Origin of the sequence: Pseudomonas thivervalensis (assembly GCF_001269655.1) — a bacterium.
Taxonomy (GTDB): domain Bacteria; phylum Pseudomonadota; class Gammaproteobacteria; order Pseudomonadales; family Pseudomonadaceae; genus Aquipseudomonas; species Aquipseudomonas thivervalensis.
On sequence record NZ_LHVE01000006.1, the window covers coordinates 119,161 to 140,849 of the forward strand.

Genomic DNA, 21,689 nt, shown 5'->3' on the forward strand with positions numbered 1-21,689 from the left:
ATCAGAAACAGCGAAAGTGATATCGTCTGGCCACTACTCTATGCCTGAATCCACTCATTATGGTTCAACCAGCCATTCATTGGCCTGGCGAATATCCCCATCTCCCAATCTTCCGCTCCAGCGATGCAGCACCAGCAAGCTGGTCACGAACTTGTATTGGGATTGATAGAAATCACGCCGTGCACGAAACTCTTCCTTGATGCTGTCCAGCACATCGACGGCATTCTTGACGCCGTAGCCAAAGGCTTTTTCCGTGGCCATGCGTGACTTCTCGGCGGACTCCAGCGCACGCCGTGTTGCCTTGATCCGGCTGAGTTCGGCGCTCATGCCGAGATAAGCCGTACGGGTTTCCTTGATGACCTGGCGACGCAAGGCTTCCAGCTCTTGCTGGGCGACGTCCTTGTCACTTTCGGAGCTCGATACCCGTGCGCGGGTTGAGCCCCCGCTGTAGAGCGGCATCTGCAAGTCCAGGGAGGCGACAAGGTTGTCCGAGCGAGGTGTCACGGCGCCTTCATAGCCAATATCACTGCGTTGCGCCGTCAAATTCAGGCCCAGCCGAGGAAGATGCCCCGCCTTGTTTTCATCGATAGCCGCCTCGGCGGCGCGGACACTGTGTTCGCGGGCGTGCAGCGCCGGGTTGCTGTCGAGTGCCGTCTGCACCCAGTAGTCTTGGGCTTGCGCCGGCAGGCTGAAGGCTGAGTTTTCGCCAATGCGCTTGAACCGCTCGCTGACATCGCGCCCGACCAATTCAGAAATGGCTTCACGACTGACCAGGACCTTATTGCTGGCTTCGATCTCGTCAGCCTTGAGCGCATCCACTCGCGCCTCAAGATCCAGTGCGTCGGTAACCATCGCCATTTGCCGGGCGTACAAGGCGTTGACGCGCTTGAGGTTACGTTCGGTCGCCTCCAGTTCGCTGCGCACCAGCGATAACTCGTCTTCCGCCGCAAGCACGGCGAAGTAGCGCTCGGACAGATCAATGCTGGCCTGCACCCGGGTATCGTCGGACTCATAGCCACTCTGACGGGTCAACTCGATGTACTTCTGATAACTGCGCCAGACCTGCGGATCGTAGATCACCTGATTGAGCACCACGGCCATGCGCTTGCCATTGTACTGGATACGGTTCAGGTCATCGTCGCGCCGACTGCGGTTGACACTGCCGCTGGCGTTGAGCTGTGGCAATAATTGACCAAAGGCCGCGCGCTCCTTGCCCTCGCCGCTTCGAACCAGGGCTTGTGCCCGCAGGACACGCGGATCAGCGCCCTGCGCTTCCTGGTGCAATTGCCACAGGTCGACATAAGTATCGTCAGCGAGCGCTCCCAGCGGCATGAGGGCCAGGCACATCGTGATCAGGAACTTCATCTCAGTCCTCGATCAACGAACGAGCGAACACGTTGCTCGCCGGCTGCATCAAATATTGCAACAGCGTCCGCGCGCCCGTATTGACCAGCACTTCGACCGGCATGCCCGGCACCAGGGTCAGGTTGCCCAGCGTCTGGCGCCCTTTGTCCGTCAGGGCCACGCGTGCCAGGTAATAGGCCGTGCCGGTGTCCTTGTTGATCAGGCGGTCGGCGGAAATCTGCACCAATCGCCCCTCCATGACGGGCGTGGTGCTGCTCTTGAATGCGCTGAAGCGAATGTCCGCCAACTTGCCCAATGCGATGCGGTCGATGTCCATCGGCGACACTTGCGCCTCGACAATCAACTCTTCGTTGGCCGGAACAATGTCCAACAGCGCGGTTCCCGGGCTGACCACGGCGCCAAGGGTATGGACCGTCATGCCCATGACCATTCCGGACTCTGGCGCGAGGATATCGGTGCGTTGATCGCGGTCCTGCAGGGTTGCCAATCGCTCGCGCAATTCGTACACCTTGGTCCGTGCATCGCCCAACAGGCCGGCGACTTCGCTGGCGAAGGTCTTTTTCAACTGCAGTATCTTCAATCTCGCCTCGTCGATATGGACATGCGCTTGCGCAATCTCGGACTGGCTTTCAGCTGTTTCGGTTTGCAGGCGAGCGAGGCTGCGCTCCTGCTCGCGCAGTCGCTGTTTGTCCACGTAGCCTTCGGCAAGCAGCGCCCGCAAATCGACTATTTCTTCTTGATAGGAAGCCGCCAGCGCCTGCTTGCTGGCGATAATTGCCTTGAATCCGCGAATCTGTTCTTCGATTTGTCCGATGGTCTTCTCTTGCAAGCCGATTTCGCCCAGCAACGAGGTCCGTCGGGCCTGGAAGATCCGGGCTTCACTGTCGCGGGCCTCTTGCACTCGTAGGTCCGCGGGATCCAGGGCAGGCACCGCCAGAGGCTCGGGCAATGCGTCACGCTCAGCCTCCAACCTGGCCTGCAATTGAAGAGCGGCAATCAACTGGCTGCGCATGGCTTCCATTTCCGAACGGGCCTGGGTGTTGTCGAGCACCAGCAACACATCACCGCTTTTCACCAGGTCTCCGTCGTGCACCCGCAGTTCGCGCACGATGCCGCCCTCAAGGTGCTGCACCGTCTTGCGGTAGCTTTTGACCGTGACCACGCCCGGCGCGAGTGCCGAGCTGTCGAGCGGGGCCAACGCAGCCCAGCCACCGAACAGGCCAAAGGTGACCAGCAGCATGAGGTAGCCGACGCGTCTTACCGGCGAGTCATCGACAAGCAACGCGGTGGATGAAAGTTGACTGTTTTGCATGAAATCGCTCATCCGCTTCCTACAGTTGAATCGCGGCAGTCTGGCGGGTTGCGGGTGTTGCGTCGCGCAGACGGGCCAGGACCTGGTCCCGCGGCCCGAACAGACTGAGTTCGCCACGATTGAGCACCAGCAATTTATCCACCTGCGCCAACACCCCGGGTCGATGGGTAATGACAAACACCGTGGCCCTGCTCTGCTTGAGCTTTTGCAGCGCCTCGGCGAGCATTTTTTCGCCGGCCTCATCCAGGTTGGAGTTTGGTTCATCGAGCACCACCAGGCGCGGTTCGCCGTACAAGGCGCGCGCCAGGCCGATACGTTGCCGCTGGCCGCCGGACAATCCACCGCCATTGGCGCCGATCAAAGTGTCGTAGCCATCGGGCATTTGCAGCACCAGCTCATGCACACCCGCCATGCGCGCGGCAGCGACCACGGCAGGTGCGTTCACCGGGCCGAAGCGGGAAATGTTCTGGCTGATGGTGCCCTCGAACAACTCGATGTCCTGTGGCAGATAGCCGATGTAAGGGCCCAACTCCTCCCGACGCCATTGGCTGATGTCCGCGCCGTCCAGGCGTACGGTGCCGGCCAGGCTAGGCCAGACGCCCAGCAGCGCCCTGGCCAGGGTCGACTTTCCAGCGCCGCTGGGACCAATGATGCCCACTACTTCGCCCGCGGCCACCTGAAAGCCCACGCCGCGAATAATTGGCTTACGAGCGTCGGGGGATCCGGCCGAAAGGCCCTCGACGCGAATCGCCCCCTCGGGTGCCGGTAGCGACATGCGTTCAGGCTCGGCGGCAATCTTGAGCAGCAATTCGTGCAGCCGGGCATATTGCGAGCGAGCGCCCAGGAAACCTTTCCATACGCCGATCAACTGATCGATGGGCGCCAACGCACGCCCCAGCAAAATCGAGCCGGCAATCATCAGTCCGGGCGAAATTTCATGGTTGATCGTCAAATAGGCGCCCAGGCCCAGCACCAGCGACTGAACGATCTGCCGGAATGTTCTGGAAACCGACGTCATGGTTGCGGCGCGGTCACTGGCCAGGCTTTGCAGCGCAAGGACCTTGTGGGTTCGCCCACTCCAGTGCTGGCGCAGGCTGGCAAGCATGCCCATGGACTGCACCACCTCGGCATTGCGCAAGCTCTTGTTGGTGAAGGCAGTGGCGGCCATCTGTTCGCGGTTGGCAACTTGCAGCGGTGAGTGGGTAAGCTTTTCGTTGGCAAAGGCCAGCGTGCCCAGCAACACGGCACTCACGATCCCCATCCAGCCGTACCAGGAATGAAACATGAACATGACAGCCAGGTAGATCGGGATCCACGGCGCGTCAAAAAACGCAAACAGACCGTTGCCGGTCAGGAACTGACGCAAACCGTTCAGATCGCTCAACGGCTGGGCGGTGGCATTCATGCCGCTGGTATTGAGCGCCTGCTTGAAACTGGCGTCGAACAGACGCTGGCTCAGCAGCACGTCCAGGCGAGTGCTTATCCGTACCATGATTCGCGAACGGACCCACTCCAAACCACCCATTGTGATCATCAACAGCAACATGATCAGCGTCAGCATCAACAGCGTCGACAGGCTGGCGCTTCCTACCGCGCGGTCATACACCTGCAGCATGTAGAACGAAGGAACCAGCATCAGCAAGTTGACGAAAAAACTGAAAAAACCAACGGACAGAAAACTACCTTTGCAGACGGCAAGGGCACTTTCCAGCTCGGTCCTGGCGTGGGCTGACATGGTTCATTACCTGAGGTCCGATTCTGGTCAAACCTGAAAAATCACAAGGGCACAGGCGCGTGAACGCCTGGGATATCTTTGACGGGACACTGCTGGAGCGCCCGCACAATCGGATCTACCGCGTTGTATCGGCATGCTTGTGCGGTTCTTAAGGGAAAATTGGCGATAGGCCGTGCGGATTGAGCCGAGCATGGATCCACTCGGTTTTTTCTGGACCCACACTCATGCCTCCCAACGTCGAAACAGCACACTGGCATTAACCCCACCAAACCCAAACCCATTGGAAAGCGCATGGGTAATCGGCATCTTCCTGGCCTCCAGACCGACCAGATCAAGCCCAGCAGCGCCCTCGTCAGGGTGAACCAGGTTCAGCGTAGGCGGAACGATCTGATCCCGAAGCGCCAACACCGTAAAAATAGCCTCGATACCACCAGCCGCCCCCAGCAGATGCCCGGTGGCAGACTTGGTGGAGGTGATCGCCACATCGGAATCACGCCCGAATACTGAGCGAATCGCCGCCAGCTCGCCGTTGTCGCCAACCTGGGTGGACGTCGCATGGGCATTGATATGCTGCACATCGGCCGGGCTCACAGCGGCCTGGCGCAGCGCCTGCTCCATCGCGCGGCGGGCGCCGTTGCCGTCCTCCGGGCCGGCTGTCAGGTGATAGGCATCGGCGCTGGTGCCATAACCCACCAGTTCCGCCAGGGGCTTGGCGCCCCGGGCGAGGGCGTGTTCCAGCGACTCGATCACCAGCAGTCCTGCTCCCTCGGCCATGACAAAGCCGTCGCGATCGCGATCGAAGGGCCGCGAGGCCTCTTGGGGGCGCTCGGCAAAACCGGTGGACAGCGCGCGAGCGGCGGCAAAACAGCCCAGGGTCACGCGGTCTATCGCGGCTTCCGTACCGCCGCAGATAGCGATATCCGCTTCACCGCTCCGGATGAGCCTGGCTGCATCGCCAATGGCCTGCACCCCGGCCGCACAGGCGGTGACCGGTGCACCGAGCGGGCCTTTGAAACCGTGGCGGATGGAAACGTGCCCGGCCGCCATGTTGGCGAGAAAAGCCGGCGCCGTGAACGGCGACAATCGGCGCGGACCACGCTCATCAGTAGTGCGTACGGCACCGGCAATCGCGCCAAAGCCACCGACGCCCGAGGCAATGATCGTCGCCGTCCGTTCCTGGTCGTGGGCATCGGCCGGTCGCCAACCGGCCTGTTGCAACGCTTCTTCGGCCGCCACCAGGGCGAACTCGATGAAGCGGTCCATCTTCTTGCGATCCTTGGCCGGGATGATGCGTTCCGGGTCGTAACCGGCAATGGCGTCCTCTTCCAGCGACGGCACCTGGCCACCCACGGCGACGCCGGTTCCTTCGGTGATATCGCCAGACAGGATACGGATACCGGAGCGTCCGGCCAGCAGGCGCGGCCAGACTTCTTCCACGCCACAACCCAGCGGGCCGACAATGCCCACGCCGGTGACGACGATGCGTTTTTGACCTTGGGAAGTCATCATTTGAAACCTCTTCATAGCTCAGTCGACGTTCATTAAAGTCTGGCTTACACCCACGGTGCTGCCGGAGTGTGCGCTGAATGATCCGGACGGATCTTGAACCAGATGGCATACATCGCCGGCAGGAACACCAGCGTCATGATGGTGCCGACGAACGTGCCGCCGATCAGGGTGTAGGCCAGCGTGCCCCAGAACACCGAGTGCGTCAGTGGGATGAAAGCCAGGATGGCTGCCAGCGCCGTCAGCAGGACCGGACGCGCCCGTTGCACCGTGGCTTCGATGACCGCATGGAAGGGCTCCAGGCCCTCTTGTTTGTTGTGATGGATCTGCCCGATCAGGATCAGCGTGTTGCGCATCAGGATGCCCGACAGTGCGATCAAGCCAACCAGGGCGTTGATCCCGAACGGCTGTTGGAAGATCAGCAACGTCGGCACCACGCCAATCAGGCCAAGGGGTGCGGTGAGAAATACCATGATCATGGCGGAGATCGAACGCACCTGCACGATGATGATCAGCAATGTCAGGGCCACCATGATCGGCACCAGCGGCACGATTGCCTTGCCGGCCTTGCCCGACTCCTCGATGGCGCCTGCCTGTTCGATCCGGTAGCCGCTTGGCAGGGTCTCGATGATCGGCTGCAGGGCCTTGCTGATCGCGCTCGAAACGTCCGGTGGCTGCAAGCCTTCGGCAATGTCGCCGCGCACGGTCATGGTCGGGGTCCGGTCACGACGACGAAGAACCGGGTCCTCCATGCGCACATCGACCTCGCCCACCTGGGACAGTGGAATGCGCTGACCCGCCGCACCCACCAGGGTAAAGCCCTCGATCCTCGCCGGATCGAGGCGAATGTCACCAGCCGCACGGCCAACCACCTGCACCGAACGGATGTCCTCGCGAACCGTCGTGATCGGTACCCCCGCCAGCAGGAACTGCAATTGCTGCGCGACCGTATTGGACGTCAGGCCAACCGCCTGTAAACGGTCTTGATCCAGGGTGAAATGCAGCGCTGGCGTCAGCGGCCCCCAATCGGTATTGACGGTCCGCATCAACGGGCTCGCTTGCATGACGCCTTGGACCTGCTCCGCGATCTCGCGCAATTTCGACGGATCAGGCCCCATCACCCGGTAGGCAACCGGAAATGGCGAGTACGGGCCGAACACCAGTTGCGTCACCCGGATACGCGCCTCCGGAGCGAGGCCCTCGGCAGCCGCCTCGCGAAGACGGAACTTGAGGGCCTCACGCGCTTCCTGGCTGTCGGTCAGCACGACGATCTTGGCGAACGATGGATCGGGCAGTTCCGGTGCCATCGCCAGGTAGAAGCGTGGCGCGCCCTGGCCGATATAGGCCGTGACGATTTTCGCCTCGTCCTGTTTTTGCAACCAGGCCTCGACCTTGGCGGCGGTGGCGCTGGTCTGCTCGATGGAGGTCCCATAGGGCATTTGTACTTCGATCAGCACCTCCGGGCGGTCGGAGGTCGGGAAGAACTGTTTCTTGACCAGGCCCATGCCGAGAATCGCCACGACAAACGTCACCACCACCGTGCCGGCCACCCACCATTTGCGCGCGATGACGCGGGTCAGGACCCGGCGAAAACGATTGTAGTGGCGAGTGTTGTAGATGGCGGCGTGGCCGCCCTCGACCTGCTTGATGTCCGGCAGCATTTTCACCCCCAAGTAGGGCGTAAACGCCACCGCCACCACCCAGGACGCGATCAGGGCAATGCCGACGATCCAGAACATGTTGCTGGTGTACTCACCGGCAGTCGACTGGGCGAAACCGTTGGGCATGAACCCAATCGCCGTCACCAGTGTACCGGACAGCATTGGCGCGGCCGTATGGCTCCAGGCATAGGCGGAGGCCTTGATGCGGTCGTAGCCCTCCTCCATCTTCACCACCATCATTTCAATGGCGATGATCGCGTCGTCCACCAGCAACCCGAGCGCCAGGATCAGCGACCCGAGGGTGATGCGGTCAAAGTTCTTGCCGGTGGCCGCCATGACCACGAACACCACGGCCAACGTCAACGGCACCGCCGCTGCGACCACGACACCGACCCGCCAACCCATGCTGAGAAAGCAGACGATCATCACCACCAGCAACGCGACGAAGAACTTGACCATGAACTCGCCGACGGCCGAGTCGATGTTCACGGACTGATCGGTGACTTTGCTGAGCGTCATGCCCAGGGGCATGCCTTCATTGATCTTGTTCGTCTCCGCGTCCAGGGCCTTGCCCAGGTCCAGGCCGTTCCAGCCTTCACGCATCACGACCCCCAGCAACAGCGCGTCTTCGCCGTTGTTGCGCACCAGGAACGTGGCTGGATCCTCATAACCTCGCTCGACGGTCGCCACATCCGAGAGCTTGAGTGTGCGGCCCTGAATCGCCAGGGGTGTGTCGCGAATTTTCGCCAGTTTATCGAAGGCGCCATCGACCCGCAGGAAGACCTGCGGCCCGCTGGTTTCGATCGAGCCGGCGGGCGTGAGCATGTTCTGGCTGTTCAATGCGGCGAAGATGTCCTGGGGCGAGACGCCCAAGGTGGCCAGTCGATCATGGGAGAACGAAATAAAGATGCGTTCGGCCCGCTCGCCGATGATGTTGACTTTCTTCACACCCGCCACGTGCAGCAGGCGCTGGCGCAACGCTTCGGCATCACGCACCAGCAACCGCTGCGGCTCGCCCTTGGCTTTCAGGGCGAACAGCGCAAACGTCACATCGGAAAACTCGTCATTGACCATCGGCCCGATGACGCCCGCGGGCAATTTGAGTGCTTCGTCCTGGAGTTTTTTGCGCGCCTGATAGAACTCTTCCTGCACCTGCGAAGGTGGCGTGCGATCGACCAACGACACCATGGTGAAGGCCAGGCCAGGACGGGTGTAGGTTTCCGTGCGGTCGTACCACTTCAGTTCCTGCAAGCGCTTTTCAAGCGGCTCGGCGACCTGATCCTGCATTTCCTGGGCCGTCGCGCCCGGCCATGCGGTGATGACGGTCAACTGCTTGACCGTGAACGGCGGGTCCTCGGCACGCCCCAACTGGAAAAACGCCAAGGTCCCTGCGACCGCAATCAGCAAGATCAGAAACACCGTAATGGAGCGCTCGCGCACGGCGAGTGCCGACAGGTTGAGGCTCATGGACGGCCCCCGGCAACCTTGACGTCACCCGGTTGCGCGAGCCGCACTTCTTCGCCATCACGCAATAGATGTGCGCCGAGCCCGACAATACGCTCGCCCACGTTGAGATCGCCGGTGATGCGCGCGGCGTCGTCGCTCAGACTCAGGACTTGCACAGGTCGCCAGGTGACTTTCGCCGGCTCGCCGTTGATGCCCCATACGCCAGTACCTTTTCCCGAGTCATAAATGGCGGCGATCGGCACTTCCAGCGCCTGCCGTTGCGCGGAGCCTTCGGCGATGCGCAGCGTGACAGTCGCCCCCAACGGCGCATTGGCCAACGCGCCCTCCAGCACATACCGCGCCTCGAAGGTACGCGTCACGCGGTCGGCCGAATCCGAAAGCAGCCGCAACTTTGCGGTGACGGCACCGGTGCTACCGCCATAAAGCGTCGCCTGGGCGGTGGCGCCTGCGGCAGGCCGCAAGGTCTCGGGCAACTGCACAACGGCTTCGCGCTGCCCTGCCCGCGCCAGTCGAACCACGGTTTGCCCAGGGCTGACGACCTGCCCAGGCTCGGCCAGCGTGTCCATCACAACACCGTCGGCATCGGCAAGCAGCACGGCATAACCCGATGCGTTCCGGGCCACGTCAGCCTGCGCTTGCGCGGCACTGAGTTGGGCCTTGGCGGTATCGGCGGCGGCTTTGATCTGGTCGTAGCCCGATGCGGAAATAGCGCCTGCGGCGACCAGATCGCGATAGCGCGCCTCGTCATCGGCGGTCTGCTTGGCCCGGGCCCGAGCAGCAGCGACTGCCTCTTGCTGGGCTCGCGCCTGCAACCCCAGGTCGATGGGGTCGAGGTGCATCAGCGGCTGACCGCGCTTCACCGTCTGCCCGGTATCGACCAGACGTTCGAGCACCTTGCCCGATACCCGGAAGCCCAGGTCGCTCTGGACACGAGCGGCCACGACGCCGGTAAAAGAACGCGAGGCGTCGGACGCCCCCTGGACTTCAGCGACCCGCACCAGGGGGGCAAGCGTGCGCGGATCTTTAGCGGTGGAGGAATCGCCACACGCCGTCAGGACGAGCGGCAACAAGCAAGCGGCAAAGGTGACAGGGCGGCGCCGGCGCATAGGTTCCCTTTTTGGAAAATGAGGACAGAGATCGCATTCTCTGTCCCGTGACCATTACTGTCAATGGTCACAATCCAGCTACACCTTAACCAAGCTCAAACCCAGCCTATATTCAGCCAGGTTTACAACCATGCCTCATGACTACTCATTGACAGCATGTGACCACAATATAATATGGTCACGAATCATCCACGACTCCAGGAATCCCAATGTCGTCCCTACGCCCCGCTGCTTGGTTGGTGAGCTTCAGCTTGATGGCAGGCTGCACCGTCGGTCCGGATTACCAGCGTCCAGACACTGCGCTCGCCCATCGCTACCTGGGTCAGGCATCTGTCGAGCAAAGGTCTGCGGCGACGCCGACCAGCCTGGCCACATGGTGGGAAGGTTTTGCCGATCCAGTGCTCAGCGATCTGATTGCCAAGGCGCTCGAGCAGAACCTGGACCTGGCGCAGGCATCGGCCCGCGTCACCCAGGCACGGGCCGGCCTGGGCGCTGCCAATGCCGCGTTATTGCCTTCGGGCAACATCAACGGCCAGGCTGCGCGCGCGTACCAATCCGTGGAAACGCCCCTGGGCCAAGTGCTGGACTCGACGCCTGGATACGACCGCTACGGCAGCGCCTACGAACTCAATCTGGGCGCCAGTTGGGAAGTGGACCTGTTTGGTGGCCTGCGCCGTGGACGCGAAGCGGCGCTGGCCGAGTACCAGGCCAGCGAAGCAGGCGTCTCGGCCACACGCCTGGCCGTCGCCGCGCAGACTGCCGACCTCTACATCACTGCCCGTGGATTGCAGGCGCGGCTGGACATTGCCAACCGGCAAGTCAAGACACAGCAGGAACTGTTGGGAAAAGTCCAACTGCTCCATAGCAAGGGCCTTGCGGCCAGCTATCAGGTTCATCAGGTCGAGGGCACCCTCTCGCAGGTCCAGGCGACAACGCCTGTGCTGCAAACGGGCCTGGACGCGGCCATGAATGCCCTGGATGTCATGCTAGGCACACCGCCCGGCACCCATCGCGGGCAACTGGCAAATAGACGGAGCATTCCCCTGGCGCCACAGGTAACGAACATGGGGGCCCCGGCCGATCTACTGCGCCGCCGACCAGACCTGATCGTGGCCGAGCGTCGCCTCGTGGCCTCCAATGCGCGTATCGGCGAAGCCGTCGCCGAGTACTACCCGAAATTATCCCTCAGTGCGTTGCTGGGCAGTGCCACGGCCGTTTCCGCCGGCAACCTTTTCACCGGTGATGCCAGCCAGGCGGCGGGTGCGTTGGGGCTGCGCTGGAGACTCTTCGACTTCGGCCGCATCAATGCGCAAATCGACCAGGCCAAGGGACAGGAAGCCGAAGCCCTGGCGGCTTATCGCCAATCCGCGCTGCGCGCCACCGAGGACGTCGAGAACGCGTTTTCGGCGCTGGTAAATCGAGAATCCCAGGCGAGCACGCTGACCCAGGGCGAAACGTCGCTGACGCAAGCCCGCCAATCTTCGTTCATTGCCTATCAAAAAGGCACTGCCAGCCTGATCGACGTCCTGAATGCCGACGCGACGCTGCTGCAAGTCTCCGATGCACGGGCGCAAGCCCTTACAGAATCGGCACGGGCCGCGGTTGCGGCATTCAGGGCGCTGGGTGGTGGCTGGCAGCCTCCTGAAGGCCAGCCGGTGGCGACTCGCTGAATGGATTTGCCTTTGTGACCATTTACTTATATGGTCACAAAATTCAAGAGGAAGACACAGCCTTCACACCCAGTACTGACGCGCGAATACCGTCAGCCAAAGCTCACGGCATGAGGCTACGCAAGATGAGATTGCAGGTAAGCGTGGGGGCGTCTTCGACGTAATCCAGGTTGTGCTGCAACAGCAAAGGATTGACGAACGGCCGCAGCGCCAGATGGATCGCGTCGACCGTCTCGTCCAATGGCGTCTTGCGTTCGAACTCACCCAGTTCCCGCCCTTCACGCACAATCTGCAATACGAAGCGCTTGATTCGAGCGTTATAGACCTGCGAACTGGGCCAGCGCTCCGACGCGGAAAACGCCGCAATGTCATAGAGCTTGCGGTCATTGAAAAACAGGTTCACACCCGTAGTGATCAGGGTCTTGACCAGGCGGCGAAAACGCTCCGTCGCTGAAAGGCCCTCTTCGCTGATGGCCTGCTCCACCGCCGCGACGATTTCGGCCAGGCACTGGCTGCAGATGGCCTCGCCGATCGCCTGCTTGGAGTCGAAGAACTTGTAGATGTAGGCCTTGGAAAAGCCAATGGCCTTGGCCAGGTCGGACACCGTGGTCTTGCCGTAACCGTATTGGCTGAAATGCTCATTGGCCGCCGCGACAATCTGGTTGCGAATGTCATGATCGGCTGGGCCGCGGATACTGGGCGAAGGTAGAGATGGCTGGTTCATGGAAGCAGCTTACGCATCCTGAAGAGGGTTGACAATCCATGACCAAATTGCAATTTGGTCATAAACCGTTCAAGGCTCATGAATGGCATTCGCATGTATTTGCCTATTTCCCCCATCCAGTCTTTGGCCAGACCGATAGTCCGAGGCAGAAACAATCAACGCAGTACCGCAGGACACGTCCTCGGGACCCAGTACGGCACGTCGTCGTAACCGCTCCAACCTCGGTCCAACAACAATCATGGGTTGTTCACCCCGGCGCTACGCTGCCCGAATGGCCAACACAGCGCAGAATCCGGGGCTCTCCTGACATCAAGAGGCATGACAACGTCGTGCCTTTGTTTTGATCATATTGGTCATTTGGCGAAGAGTTGGCTCATATCCTTGAACGCCTTGAATTCCAGGGCATTGCCACAGGGATCGAACAGAAACATCGTGGCCTGCTCCCCCACCTGTCCCTTGAAACGTATATAGGGTTCGATCACAAACTCGGTGCCAAAGGATTTCAACCGCTCGGCCAGCGTTTCCCACTCCTGCCAGCCCAAAATGATGCCGAAGTGAGGAACAGGCACATCGTGCCCATCGACCGGGTTGCTGTGAACACGCTCTTGAGCTGCGGTCTTTGGCTGTTCATGGATGACCAACTGATGACCATAGAAGTTGAAGTCAACCCACTGGGCACTGGAGCGGCCCTCTTGCAACCCAAACACTTCGCCATAAAAGGCCCGGGCGCCTGGAAGGTCGTAGACAGGGATTGCGAGGTGAAAGGGAGAAAGGCTCATCACGGCTCCTGTTGCTTTTGTTAGGACCGGGCCATCGTAAGGCTGGGCTCAAAACAATAAAATCAATATAAATTTCTCAGCAACACAATTAATATTTGTGAATGATCAAAGAACTCAAGACCCTTATCGCCGTGGCCAGGGAAGGTACTTTCGCCGCGGCCGGGAGCAAAATCGGCCTCACCCAGGCGGCGGTCAGCGCGCAGGTCCAGCGCCTGGAGGCCGAACTCGGTTTCGAGATTTTCGACCGCAAAGGCCGCTCGGCCCACCTCAACCGAAGGGGCCAGCAAATACTCCTGCAGGCGCAAGAACTGCTGCGCCTCTACGACAACCTTGGCGCAAGCCCGGCCGGGCATGCACCCAGCGTGCTGGTGAACATTGGCGCGATCGCTTCGGTGCAACGTTCTTACTTGCCAGACGCGCTCGCGCAGTTTCACCAACAGTGTCCGCAGTGCCGCACGCGTGTGCTTCCTGGGGTGTCGATGGAGTTGATCAACCTGGTGGATGCCGGCGAAATCGACATGGCCGCCATCATCCGCCCGCCTTTCTCGCTGCAAAGCGACCTGCGCTGGATGCCCCTGGCGCTCGAGCCGTATCGACTGATCGTTCCGAGCGAGCTACCGGGCGAAGACTGGGCCGAACTGCTTGGCAGCCAACCTTTCATTCGTTATGACCGAGCCTCGTTCGGCGGCCGTCAAGTGGATCGCTTCCTGCGCAAGATGCACTTCACCTTGCATGAAGTCAGCGAGCTGGATGAGCTGGAGGCGATCATCAAACTGGTTGAAAATGGTGTCGGTGTGGCCCTGGTGCCGCAAACTTCGACCCATCGCCAATGGCCGGAGGGTGTACGCGCACTCGACCTCACAGAACATACTTTCCATCGTGAGGTCGGGCTCGTCCATCGGCCTCTGCAGAGCCTTGCCGAGCCGGTGGGGACGTTGGTGCAACTGATTGCGGAGCAAGCCCCAAGGTTTTTGTCGGCGCAATGATCTATACCTTCAGATACACGCAGTCAGGCCAATGCAACAGATTGGCGTGTCCAGATAAAACGACTGTGGCAAACCCGCTTTGGGTGCGCTGCATCACATAAACCGGCCTGTAGCACGCTGTTTCCGGCGCCGCTCCGTAGAATGGCGCCCACTTTCCAATGCCTGAAGTATCAATCATGAACCTAAGCAAATGCGTTTTGAATGTTCCCACCAAGGCGCTATCCAGGCTTTGTCTATTGATACCGCTGCTGGTCGTGCACAACGCCGGCGCTGAAGCCTTGGAAATTGAACTGCACATTCTCGATGCGCCGCCGCTGACGTTCGTCAACGACCCCAGGGGCTACGGAATCGTTGGCGATGTCGCCGTGGCAGCCATGACCAAGGCTGGCTACACGGTAAAGATCCATGTGCTTCCCTGGGCCCGGGCGCAGAAACATGTCAGTGAAGAACATGACCACCTGATCACGCCTCTTTCACGCATCCCCACCCGTGAGGATCGTTTCACCTGGATCGCCTCGATCATGCCCATGGAGCGAGCCTTTTTCAGCCTCGAGCGGCGCGTGAACAGCTTCGCCCAAGCGAAAGAAACCTACCGCAAAATCGGCGTCGGCCTGGGCAGCGCACAGGAAGATATCCTGCGCACCGAAGGGTTCAGCGATGAACAGATCTACCCGTTGGCCATCGGCGACAACCCCGCCCAATTGCTCTTGATGGGGCGTATCGATGCCTGGTTCAACGGCGTACCGGAGAGTCGATACATCTGGCCGAAGGTGTCCAAGCGCAAACTGCTCATGAGTACCGTCGGCAGCAGTGCAGACCTTTACCTGGCCTGTTCGAAGCAATGCACGCCAGAAATGGTCGAGCATCTGCGCGAGGCGGTTGAAGCGCTTCGCGCGGATGGGACCGTCAAGCGTGTCCATGACCTTTATTTACCGCATTAGGCTTGAGCCAAGCTCACCCGGCGACCATCAATAAATTTGATAACTGTGGCGAGGGAGCTTGCTCCCGCTGGCTGCGTAGCCGCCCTTCTTTGTGAGCGCTTCGCGCTCAAGCGGGAGCAAGCCCCCTCGCCACACGGTCACCGATCTTTAACGTGAGCACCAGCGGGCTTATCGATGGCTTATATCATTCTGAATGATAGTTACCTTTGCTTCATTCGATTCGTTCCTCTGCCTTGCGCCACGCATCATCCGCCCATTCTCAATACATTGGCGGATGCTATCCATGGAACATTCACTTTCAAAACTGCGTTTTCCCCTCGCGCTGCTCGCGGTGCTGGTGATGAGCGCCTGCGGCAAGACTCCCGACACGGCAGCGTCCATGCCGCCGGCCAAAGTCAGTGTGGCCAAGGTGTTGGAGCAACCCGTCAACGAATGGGATGAGTTCACCGGCCGCCTCGAAGCGCCAGAAACCGTCGAGATCCGCCCGCGGGTTTCCGGGCAGATCGACGAAGTGGCCTTCACCGAAGGTGCGCTGGTCAAGAAAGGCGACCTGCTGTTCCAGATCGACCCTCGCCCCTTCCAGGCTGAAGTCCGTCGTCTCGAAGCCCAACTGGCCCAAGCCCGCGCCACCGCGACCCGCAGCGAGAACGAAGCCCAGCGTGGCGAACGTCTTCGCTTGAGCAATGCCATTTCCGCCGAGCTGGCGGATTCGCGCACCAGCGCCGCCCAGGAAGCCCGGGCCGCCGCAGCAGCCATCCAGGCGCAGTTGGACCTGGCGAAACTGAACCTGAGCTTTACCCGGGTCACCTCGCCCATCAGCGGTCGCGTCAGCCGGGCGGAAATCACCGCCGGCAACCTGGTGACCGCCGACGTCACGCCGTTGACCAGCGTCGTGTCCACCGACAAGGTCTACGCCTACTTCGACGCCGACGAGCGTGTCTTCCTCAAGTACACCCAACTCGCCCGCCAGGGCCAGCGCGGCCAGGCCACGCCGGTCTACATGGGCCTGTCCAACGAAGACGGCAACCCGCACCTGGGCCAGATGAACTTCGTCGACAACCAGGTCAACCCGCAGACCGGCACCATCCGTGGTCGCGCCGTGTTCGACAACAAGGACGGCGCCTACACCCCGGGCCTGTACGCCCGCCTGAAGCTGGTGGGCAGCGGCACTTACGCCGCCGTGCTGATCAACGACGAAGCCGTGGGCACCGACCTGGGCAAGAAATTCGTGCTGGTGATGGACGCCGAGAACAAGCCGGCCTACCGCGCCGTCGAGCTGGGGCCGAAGATCGAAGGCCTGCGCATCGTGCGCAGCGGCCTGAACAAGGACGACACCATCATCGTCAAGGGTCTGCAACGGGCTCGTCCGGGTGCACCGGTCACGCCTGAAACCGTGCCGATGGCCAGCGAACAAACCATTGCCGCCCTGGCACAACAACGTAAAGCGCTCGAAGCCAGCAACCTGCCCCAAGTCGCGCCCTCCAAGGACGCGTCTGGATCGGCAGGCAAACTGGCCGCTGCGACCCCACGCGGTTAAGGGACTGAATCCAAGATGAAATTTTCCCAGTTCTTCATTTCGCGGCCGATCTTCGCAGCAGTGCTTTCGCTGCTGATCCTGATCGCCGGCGCCATTTCGCTGTTCCAGCTACCGATCAGTGAATACCCGGAAGTCGTGCCGCCGACCGTGGTCGTACGCGCCAACTTCCCGGGCGCCAACCCCAAGGTCATCGGCGAAACCGTGGCCGCGCCCCTGGAACAAGCCATCACCGGCGTCGAGAACATGCTGTACATGTCCTCGCAGTCCACCGCTGACGGCAAGATCACCCTGACCATCACCTTCGCCCTGGGCACCGACCTGGACAACGCCCAGGTGCAGGTACAGAACCGCGTCACCCGGACCGAGCCCAAGCTGCCGGAAGAAGTGACGCGGATCGGCATCACGGTGGACAAGGCATCGCCCGACCTGACCATGGTCGTGCACTTGACCTCGCCGGACAAACGCTACGACATGCTCTACCTGTCCAACTACGCCCTGCTCAACATCAAGGATGAGCTGGCGCGCCTGGGCGGCGTGGGTGATGTGCAACTGTTCGGCATGGGCGACTACTCCCTGCGGGTCTGGCTGGATCCGAACAAGACCGCGTCACGCAACTTGACCGCCACCGACGTGGTCACCGCGATCCGTGAGCAGAACCGTCAAGTGGCAGCCGGTGCCCTGGGTGCGCCGCCGGCGCCGAATGCCCAGGCCTTCCAGCTGTCGATCAACACCCAGGGTCGCCTGGTCAATGAGGAAGAGTTCGAGAACATCATCATTCGTTCCGGCGCCAACGGCGAGATCACGCGCCTGAAGGACATCGCCCGAGTCGAACTGGGCTCCAGCCAATACGCCCTGCGCTCGCTGCTGGACAACCAGCCGGCGGTGGCGATCCCGATCTTCCAGCGTCCGGGCTCCAACGCCATCCAGATCTCCAACGACGTTCGCGAGAAGATGGACGAGTTGAAGAAAGGCTTCCCGGCCGGGATGGACTACAGCATCGTCTATGACCCGACGATCTTCGTCCGGGGCTCCATCGAAGCGGTGGTCCACACCCTGTTCGAAGCCCTGATTCTCGTGGTGCTGGTGGTAATCCTGTTCCTGCAGACCTGGCGCGCCTCGATCATTCCCCTGGTGGCGGTGCCGGTTTCGCTGATCGGTACGTTCGCAGTGATGCACCTGTTCGGCTTCTCGTTGAACGCCCTGTCGCTGTTCGGCCTGGTCCTGGCGATCGGTATCGTGGTGGACGACGCCATCGTGGTGGTGGAGAACGTCGAGCGAAACATCGAGCTGGGCCTCACCCCCGTGGAGGCGACCAAACGCGCCATGGGCGAAGTGACCGGCCCGATCATCGCCACCGCCCTGGTGCTGTGCGCGGTCTTCGTTCCGGCGGCGTTCATCAGCGGCTTGACCGGTCAGTTCTATAAACAGTTCGCCCTGACCATTGCCATCTCCACGGTGATCTCGGCGATCAACTCCCTGACCCTGTCGCCAGCCTTGGCCGCGGTGCTGCTCAAGGGCCATGACGCGCCCAAGGACCGTTTCTCCAAGTTCCTGGACAAGGTATTCGGTGGCTGGCTGTTCCGTCCGTTCAACCGCTTCTTCGAGCGTGCCAGCCATGGCTACGTGGGCACCGTCGCTCGGGTGATCCGCAGCAGCGGCATCGCCCTGGTGCTCTACGCGGGCCTGATGGTGCTGACGTTCTTCGGCTTCTCCAACACCCCGACCGGCTTCGTGCCCGGCCAGGACAAGCAATACCTGGTGGCCTTCGCCCAACTGCCGGACGCCTCGAGCCTGGATCGCACCGAAGACGTGATCAAGCGCATGTCCGACCTGGCCCTCAAGCAACCGGGCGTTGAAAGCGCCGTGGCCTTCCCCGGCCTGTCGATCAACGGTTTCACCAACAGCCCGAACGCCGGCATCGTGTTCGTGACCCTCAAGCCCTTCGACGAGCGCAAGGATCCGAGCATGTCGGCCGGTGCCATCGCCGGTGCCTTGAACGGCAAGTACTCGGAGATTCAGGAAGCCTACATGGCGATCTTCCCACCGCCGCCGGTACAGGGCCTGGGCACGATCGGTGGTTTCCGCCTGCAAATCGAGGATCGGGGCAACCTGGGCTACGACGAGCTGTACAAAGAAACCATGAACATCATCACCAAGAGCCGCAGCGTGCCGGAACTGGCCGGGTTGTTCACCAGCTACACCGTGAACGTGCCCCAGGTCGATGCTGCTATCGACCGTGAAAAAGCCAAGACCCACGGCGTGGCCGTCAGCGACATCTTCGACACCCTGCAGATCTACCTGGGTTCGCTGTATGCCAACGACTTCAACCGCTTCGGTCGCACCTACCAGGTCAACGTCCAGGCCGAGCAGCAGTTCCGTCTCGAGTCGGACCAGATCGGCCAGCTCAAGGTGCGCAACAACCGTGGCGAGATGATCCCGCTGGCGACCTTCATCAAGGTCAGCGACACCTCGGGGCCAGACCGCGTGATGCACTACAACGGCTTCATCACCGCTGAAATCAACGGCGCCGCCGCCCCGGGCTACAGCTCCGGCCAGGCTGAAAAGGCCATCGAGAAACTGCTCAAGGACGAACTGCCCAACGGCATGACGTACGAATGGACCGACCTGACGTACCAGCAGATCCTCTCGGGCAACACCGCGCTGTTCGTGTTCCCGCTCTGCGTACTGCTGGCGTTCCTGGTGCTCGCGGCACAGTACGAAAGCTGGAGCCTGCCATTGGCGGTGATCCTGATCGTGCCGATGACCCTGCTGTCGGCGATTACCGGGGTGATTCTCTCCGGTGGCGACAACAACATCTTTACCCAGATCGGTTTGATCGTACTGGTGGGACTTGCCTGCAAGAACGCGATTCTGATCGTCGAGTTCGCCAAGGATAAACAGCTCGAAGGCATGAACCCGCTGGCGGCGGTCCTCGAAGCGTGCCGCCTGCGTCTGCGGCCAATCCTGATGACCTCCTTCGCCTTCATCATGGGCGTGGTGCCCCTGGTGTTCTCCAGCGGCGCAGGTGCGGAAATGCGTCATGCCATGGGTGTGGCGGTGTTCTCCGGGATGCTCGGCGTGACCTTCTTCGGCCTGCTGCTCACCCCTGTGTTCTATGTACTGATCCGCAACTTCGTCGAGCGCAGCGAGGCCCGCAAGGCGGCCCGGGCTTTGAAACTGGAGGCGCAACAATGAGTTTGAAAGCGTTCGTGCCGAGCTTGCTGGTGTTGGCCTTGAGTGCCTGTGCCGTAGGCCCGGACTACCAGGCACCGCAAACGGAGGCGGCGAATATCACCACCGCCACCGACGGTGCCGCCGGCCAGAAGAATTTTGACCGCGCCCGTTTCGAAGGTGTCTGGTGGCAGCAGTTCGACGACCCGACCCTCAATGCGCTGGTGACCCGCTCCCTGGAAGGCAACCGCGAGTTGCGCGTGGCCTTTGCCCGCTTGCGGGCCGCCCGGGCGATTCGCGACGACGCCAGCAATGACGCCATGCCGACCATTACCAGCCGTGCCAGCAGCGAACTGGGCAAAGGCCAGAATCCGATGGGGCAAACGGACGACCGGGTCAACTCCGAGCGTTATGATCTGGGCCTGGACATGGCCTGGGAGCTGGACCTGTTCGGGCGCATCCAGCGCAACCTGGAAGCCACCGATGCCGATCAACAGGCGATCGAAGCCGACCTCTATCAGTTGCAGGTGACGATGATCGCCGAACTGGTGGACGCCTACGGTCAACTGCGCGGCGCGCAACTGCGGGAAAAGATCGCCCTGGCCAACCTGAAGAACCAGCAGGATTCGCGCAAGATCACCGAAAGCCTGCGCGATGCCGGTGTCGGCGATCAGCTTGACGTGGTCCGCGCCGATGCGCGCCTGGCCTCGGTGGAAGCCAGCGTGCCGCAACTGCAGGCCGAACAGGTGCGCCAACGCAATCGCATCGCCACGCTGCTGGGTGAACGCCCGGACAAACTCAGCGTGGACCTGAGCCCGAAACAGTTGCCGGCCATCGCCAAGGCCCTGCCCATCGGCGACCCGGGTGAGCTGCTGCAACGGCGCCCGGACATCCTCAGTGCCGAACGCCAACTGGCCGCCGCCACGGCGCGCATCGGCGTGGCCAAGGCCGATCTGTTCCCACGGGTCAGCCTGAGCGGTTTCCTCGGTTTCACGGCTGGACGCGGTTCGCAGATCGGCTCCTCGGCCGCCAACGCCTGGGCGCTGGGCCCGAGCATTACCTGGGCGGCCTTCGACCTGGGCAGCGTGCGGGCGCGCTTGCGCGGTGCCGACGCCGAGGCGGACGGCGCCCTGGCGACCTACGAACAGCAAGTGCTGCTGGCCTTGGAAGAATCGGAAAACGCCTTCAGTGACTACGGCAAGCGCCAGCAACGCTTGATCTCGCTGATCCGTCAGAGTGAATCGAGCCGCGCCGCCGCCGACCTGGCCGAGATTCGCTACCGCGAAGGCACCGTGGACTTCCTCGTGCTGCTCGACGCCCAACGTGAACGCCTGGCCGCCGAAGACACCCAGGCCCAGGCCGAAGTGGACCTGTACCGCGGCATCGTCGCGATCTACAAGGCCCTCGGTGGCGGCTGGAAACCGGAAACCGTCGCCAGCAACTGATCCGCCCTGCTCAACCGAGCTCCTTTGGTTGGCCGCAACCAGCCAAATTTTTGCCCCGCCTCCCATTTGGACGCGGGGCTTTTTTTCGGCTTAACCCAAAGCCCCTGTGCGAGCCCATTGTGGGAGCGAGCCTGCTCGCGATAGCGGTGGGTCAGGTTGCATTAATGCTGAAGGTGCCGGCCTCATCGCGAGCAAGCTCGCTCCCACAGAGTTCATCACCGCTGTTACAAGGTTTGACTCAGGCTGCCACCTGACCGAAGCTTGCGTCATTTCACGCTCCTGGT

At 61.5% G+C, this 21,689-nt stretch carries 14 protein-coding genes; 6 read left to right on the top strand and 8 right to left on the bottom strand.

Annotated elements, in window-relative coordinates; all coding sequences use genetic code 11:
• Window positions 1-57: 57 nt before the first annotated feature.
• The 6 genes from AD659_RS06535 to AD659_RS06560 all read right to left on the bottom strand — a co-directional run bounded on the left by AD659_RS06535 (window position 58) and on the right by AD659_RS06560 (window position 10,152).
• A complete protein-coding gene (locus AD659_RS06535) occupies window positions 58-1,365 on the bottom strand; it encodes a TolC family protein (RefSeq protein ID WP_053119460.1) in 1,308 nt (435 codons plus the stop codon).
• 1 nt (window position 1,366) lies between these two features.
• Complete coding sequence (locus AD659_RS06540) at window positions 1,367-2,689, bottom strand: HlyD family type I secretion periplasmic adaptor subunit (protein WP_053119462.1); 1,323 nt, start codon at window positions 2,687-2,689, stop codon at window positions 1,367-1,369.
• A 7-nt stretch (window positions 2,690-2,696) separates the two neighbouring features.
• The gene (locus AD659_RS06545; RefSeq protein WP_053119464.1) at window positions 2,697-4,412 is read right to left on the bottom strand and encodes a type I secretion system permease/ATPase; all 1,716 of its coding nucleotides are present in this window, start codon (window positions 4,410-4,412) and stop codon (window positions 2,697-2,699) included.
• Window positions 4,413-4,634: 222 nt separating this feature from the next.
• On the bottom strand, window positions 4,635-5,921 hold the full coding sequence (fabF, locus tag AD659_RS06550) for a beta-ketoacyl-ACP synthase II (RefSeq protein WP_053119466.1): 1,287 nt from the start codon (window positions 5,919-5,921) through the stop codon (window positions 4,635-4,637).
• Window positions 5,922-5,965: 44 nt separating this feature from the next.
• The gene (locus tag AD659_RS06555) at window positions 5,966-9,046 is read right to left on the bottom strand and encodes an efflux RND transporter permease subunit (RefSeq protein WP_053119468.1); all 3,081 of its coding nucleotides are present in this window, start codon (window positions 9,044-9,046) and stop codon (window positions 5,966-5,968) included.
• Entirely contained in the window at window positions 9,043-10,152 is a 1,110-nt protein-coding gene (locus AD659_RS06560) for an efflux RND transporter periplasmic adaptor subunit (RefSeq protein WP_053119470.1), read from the bottom strand. Before AD659_RS06560 ends, AD659_RS06555 begins: the two co-directional genes overlap by 4 nt.
• 209 nt (window positions 10,153-10,361) lie before the next feature.
• Here AD659_RS06560 and AD659_RS06565 point away from each other — a divergent pair, with 209 nt between their 5' ends.
• Window positions 10,362-11,822, top strand: a complete 1,461-nt coding sequence (locus tag AD659_RS06565; protein ID WP_053119472.1) for an efflux transporter outer membrane subunit — start codon at window positions 10,362-10,364, stop codon at window positions 11,820-11,822.
• Between the two features lie 103 nt (window positions 11,823-11,925).
• Here the strand turns inward: AD659_RS06565 and AD659_RS06570 are convergent, their stop codons facing one another.
• Entirely contained in the window at window positions 11,926-12,546 is a 621-nt protein-coding gene (locus tag AD659_RS06570; protein ID WP_053119474.1) for a TetR/AcrR family transcriptional regulator, read from the bottom strand.
• A gap of 353 nt (window positions 12,547-12,899) precedes the next feature.
• Window positions 12,900-13,325 carry a VOC family protein gene (locus AD659_RS06575; RefSeq protein WP_053119476.1) on the bottom strand — a complete coding sequence of 142 codons (426 nt, stop codon included), beginning with the start codon at window positions 13,323-13,325 and terminating at the stop codon, window positions 12,900-12,902.
• Between the two features lie 101 nt (window positions 13,326-13,426).
• Between AD659_RS06575 and AD659_RS06580 the strand changes: the two genes are divergently transcribed.
• The 5 genes from AD659_RS06580 to AD659_RS06600 all read left to right on the top strand — a co-directional run bounded on the left by AD659_RS06580 (window position 13,427) and on the right by AD659_RS06600 (window position 21,405).
• On the top strand, window positions 13,427-14,311 hold the full coding sequence (locus AD659_RS06580; RefSeq protein WP_053119478.1) for a LysR family transcriptional regulator: 885 nt from the start codon (window positions 13,427-13,429) through the stop codon (window positions 14,309-14,311).
• A gap of 176 nt (window positions 14,312-14,487) precedes the next feature.
• On the top strand, window positions 14,488-15,252 hold the full coding sequence (locus AD659_RS06585) for a substrate-binding periplasmic protein (RefSeq protein ID WP_053119480.1): 765 nt from the start codon (window positions 14,488-14,490) through the stop codon (window positions 15,250-15,252).
• A gap of 283 nt (window positions 15,253-15,535) precedes the next feature.
• The gene (mexE, locus tag AD659_RS06590) at window positions 15,536-16,789 is read left to right on the top strand and encodes a multidrug efflux RND transporter periplasmic adaptor subunit MexE (protein WP_053119482.1); all 1,254 of its coding nucleotides are present in this window, start codon (window positions 15,536-15,538) and stop codon (window positions 16,787-16,789) included.
• Window positions 16,790-16,804: 15 nt separating this feature from the next.
• Complete coding sequence (locus AD659_RS06595; protein ID WP_053119484.1) at window positions 16,805-19,984, top strand: efflux RND transporter permease subunit; 3,180 nt, start codon at window positions 16,805-16,807, stop codon at window positions 19,982-19,984.
• Window positions 19,981-21,405 carry an efflux transporter outer membrane subunit gene (locus AD659_RS06600; protein WP_053119486.1) on the top strand — a complete coding sequence of 475 codons (1,425 nt, stop codon included), beginning with the start codon at window positions 19,981-19,983 and terminating at the stop codon, window positions 21,403-21,405. The genes AD659_RS06595 and AD659_RS06600 overlap by 4 nt, the downstream gene beginning before the upstream one ends.
• The last annotated feature ends 284 nt before the right edge of the window (window positions 21,406-21,689 follow it).

Excerpts from the sequence above, each read along its gene's own strand:
- AD659_RS06535 (WP_053119460.1), bottom strand. The coding sequence starts at position 1,365 with ATGAAGTTCCTGATCACGATGTGCCTGGCCCTCATGCCGCTGGGAGCG.
- AD659_RS06540 (WP_053119462.1), bottom strand. The coding sequence starts at position 2,689 with ATGAGCGATTTCATGCAAAACAGTCAACTTTCATCCACCGCGTTGCTT.
- AD659_RS06545 (WP_053119464.1), bottom strand. The coding sequence starts at position 4,412 with ATGTCAGCCCACGCCAGGACCGAGCTGGAAAGTGCCCTTGCCGTCTGC.
- fabF (WP_053119466.1), bottom strand. The coding sequence starts at position 5,921 with ATGATGACTTCCCAAGGTCAAAAACGCATCGTCGTCACCGGCGTGGGC.
- AD659_RS06555 (WP_053119468.1), bottom strand. The coding sequence starts at position 9,046 with ATGAGCCTCAACCTGTCGGCACTCGCCGTGCGCGAGCGCTCCATTACG.
- AD659_RS06560 (WP_053119470.1), bottom strand. The coding sequence starts at position 10,152 with ATGCGCCGGCGCCGCCCTGTCACCTTTGCCGCTTGCTTGTTGCCGCTC.
- AD659_RS06565 (WP_053119472.1), top strand. The coding sequence starts at position 10,362 with ATGTCGTCCCTACGCCCCGCTGCTTGGTTGGTGAGCTTCAGCTTGATG.
- AD659_RS06570 (WP_053119474.1), bottom strand. The coding sequence starts at position 12,546 with ATGAACCAGCCATCTCTACCTTCGCCCAGTATCCGCGGCCCAGCCGAT.
- AD659_RS06575 (WP_053119476.1), bottom strand. The coding sequence starts at position 13,325 with ATGAGCCTTTCTCCCTTTCACCTCGCAATCCCTGTCTACGACCTTCCA.
- AD659_RS06580 (WP_053119478.1), top strand. The coding sequence starts at position 13,427 with ATGATCAAAGAACTCAAGACCCTTATCGCCGTGGCCAGGGAAGGTACT.
- AD659_RS06585 (WP_053119480.1), top strand. The coding sequence starts at position 14,488 with ATGAACCTAAGCAAATGCGTTTTGAATGTTCCCACCAAGGCGCTATCC.
- mexE (WP_053119482.1), top strand. The coding sequence starts at position 15,536 with ATGGAACATTCACTTTCAAAACTGCGTTTTCCCCTCGCGCTGCTCGCG.
- AD659_RS06595 (WP_053119484.1), top strand. The coding sequence starts at position 16,805 with ATGAAATTTTCCCAGTTCTTCATTTCGCGGCCGATCTTCGCAGCAGTG.
- AD659_RS06600 (WP_053119486.1), top strand. The coding sequence starts at position 19,981 with ATGAGTTTGAAAGCGTTCGTGCCGAGCTTGCTGGTGTTGGCCTTGAGT.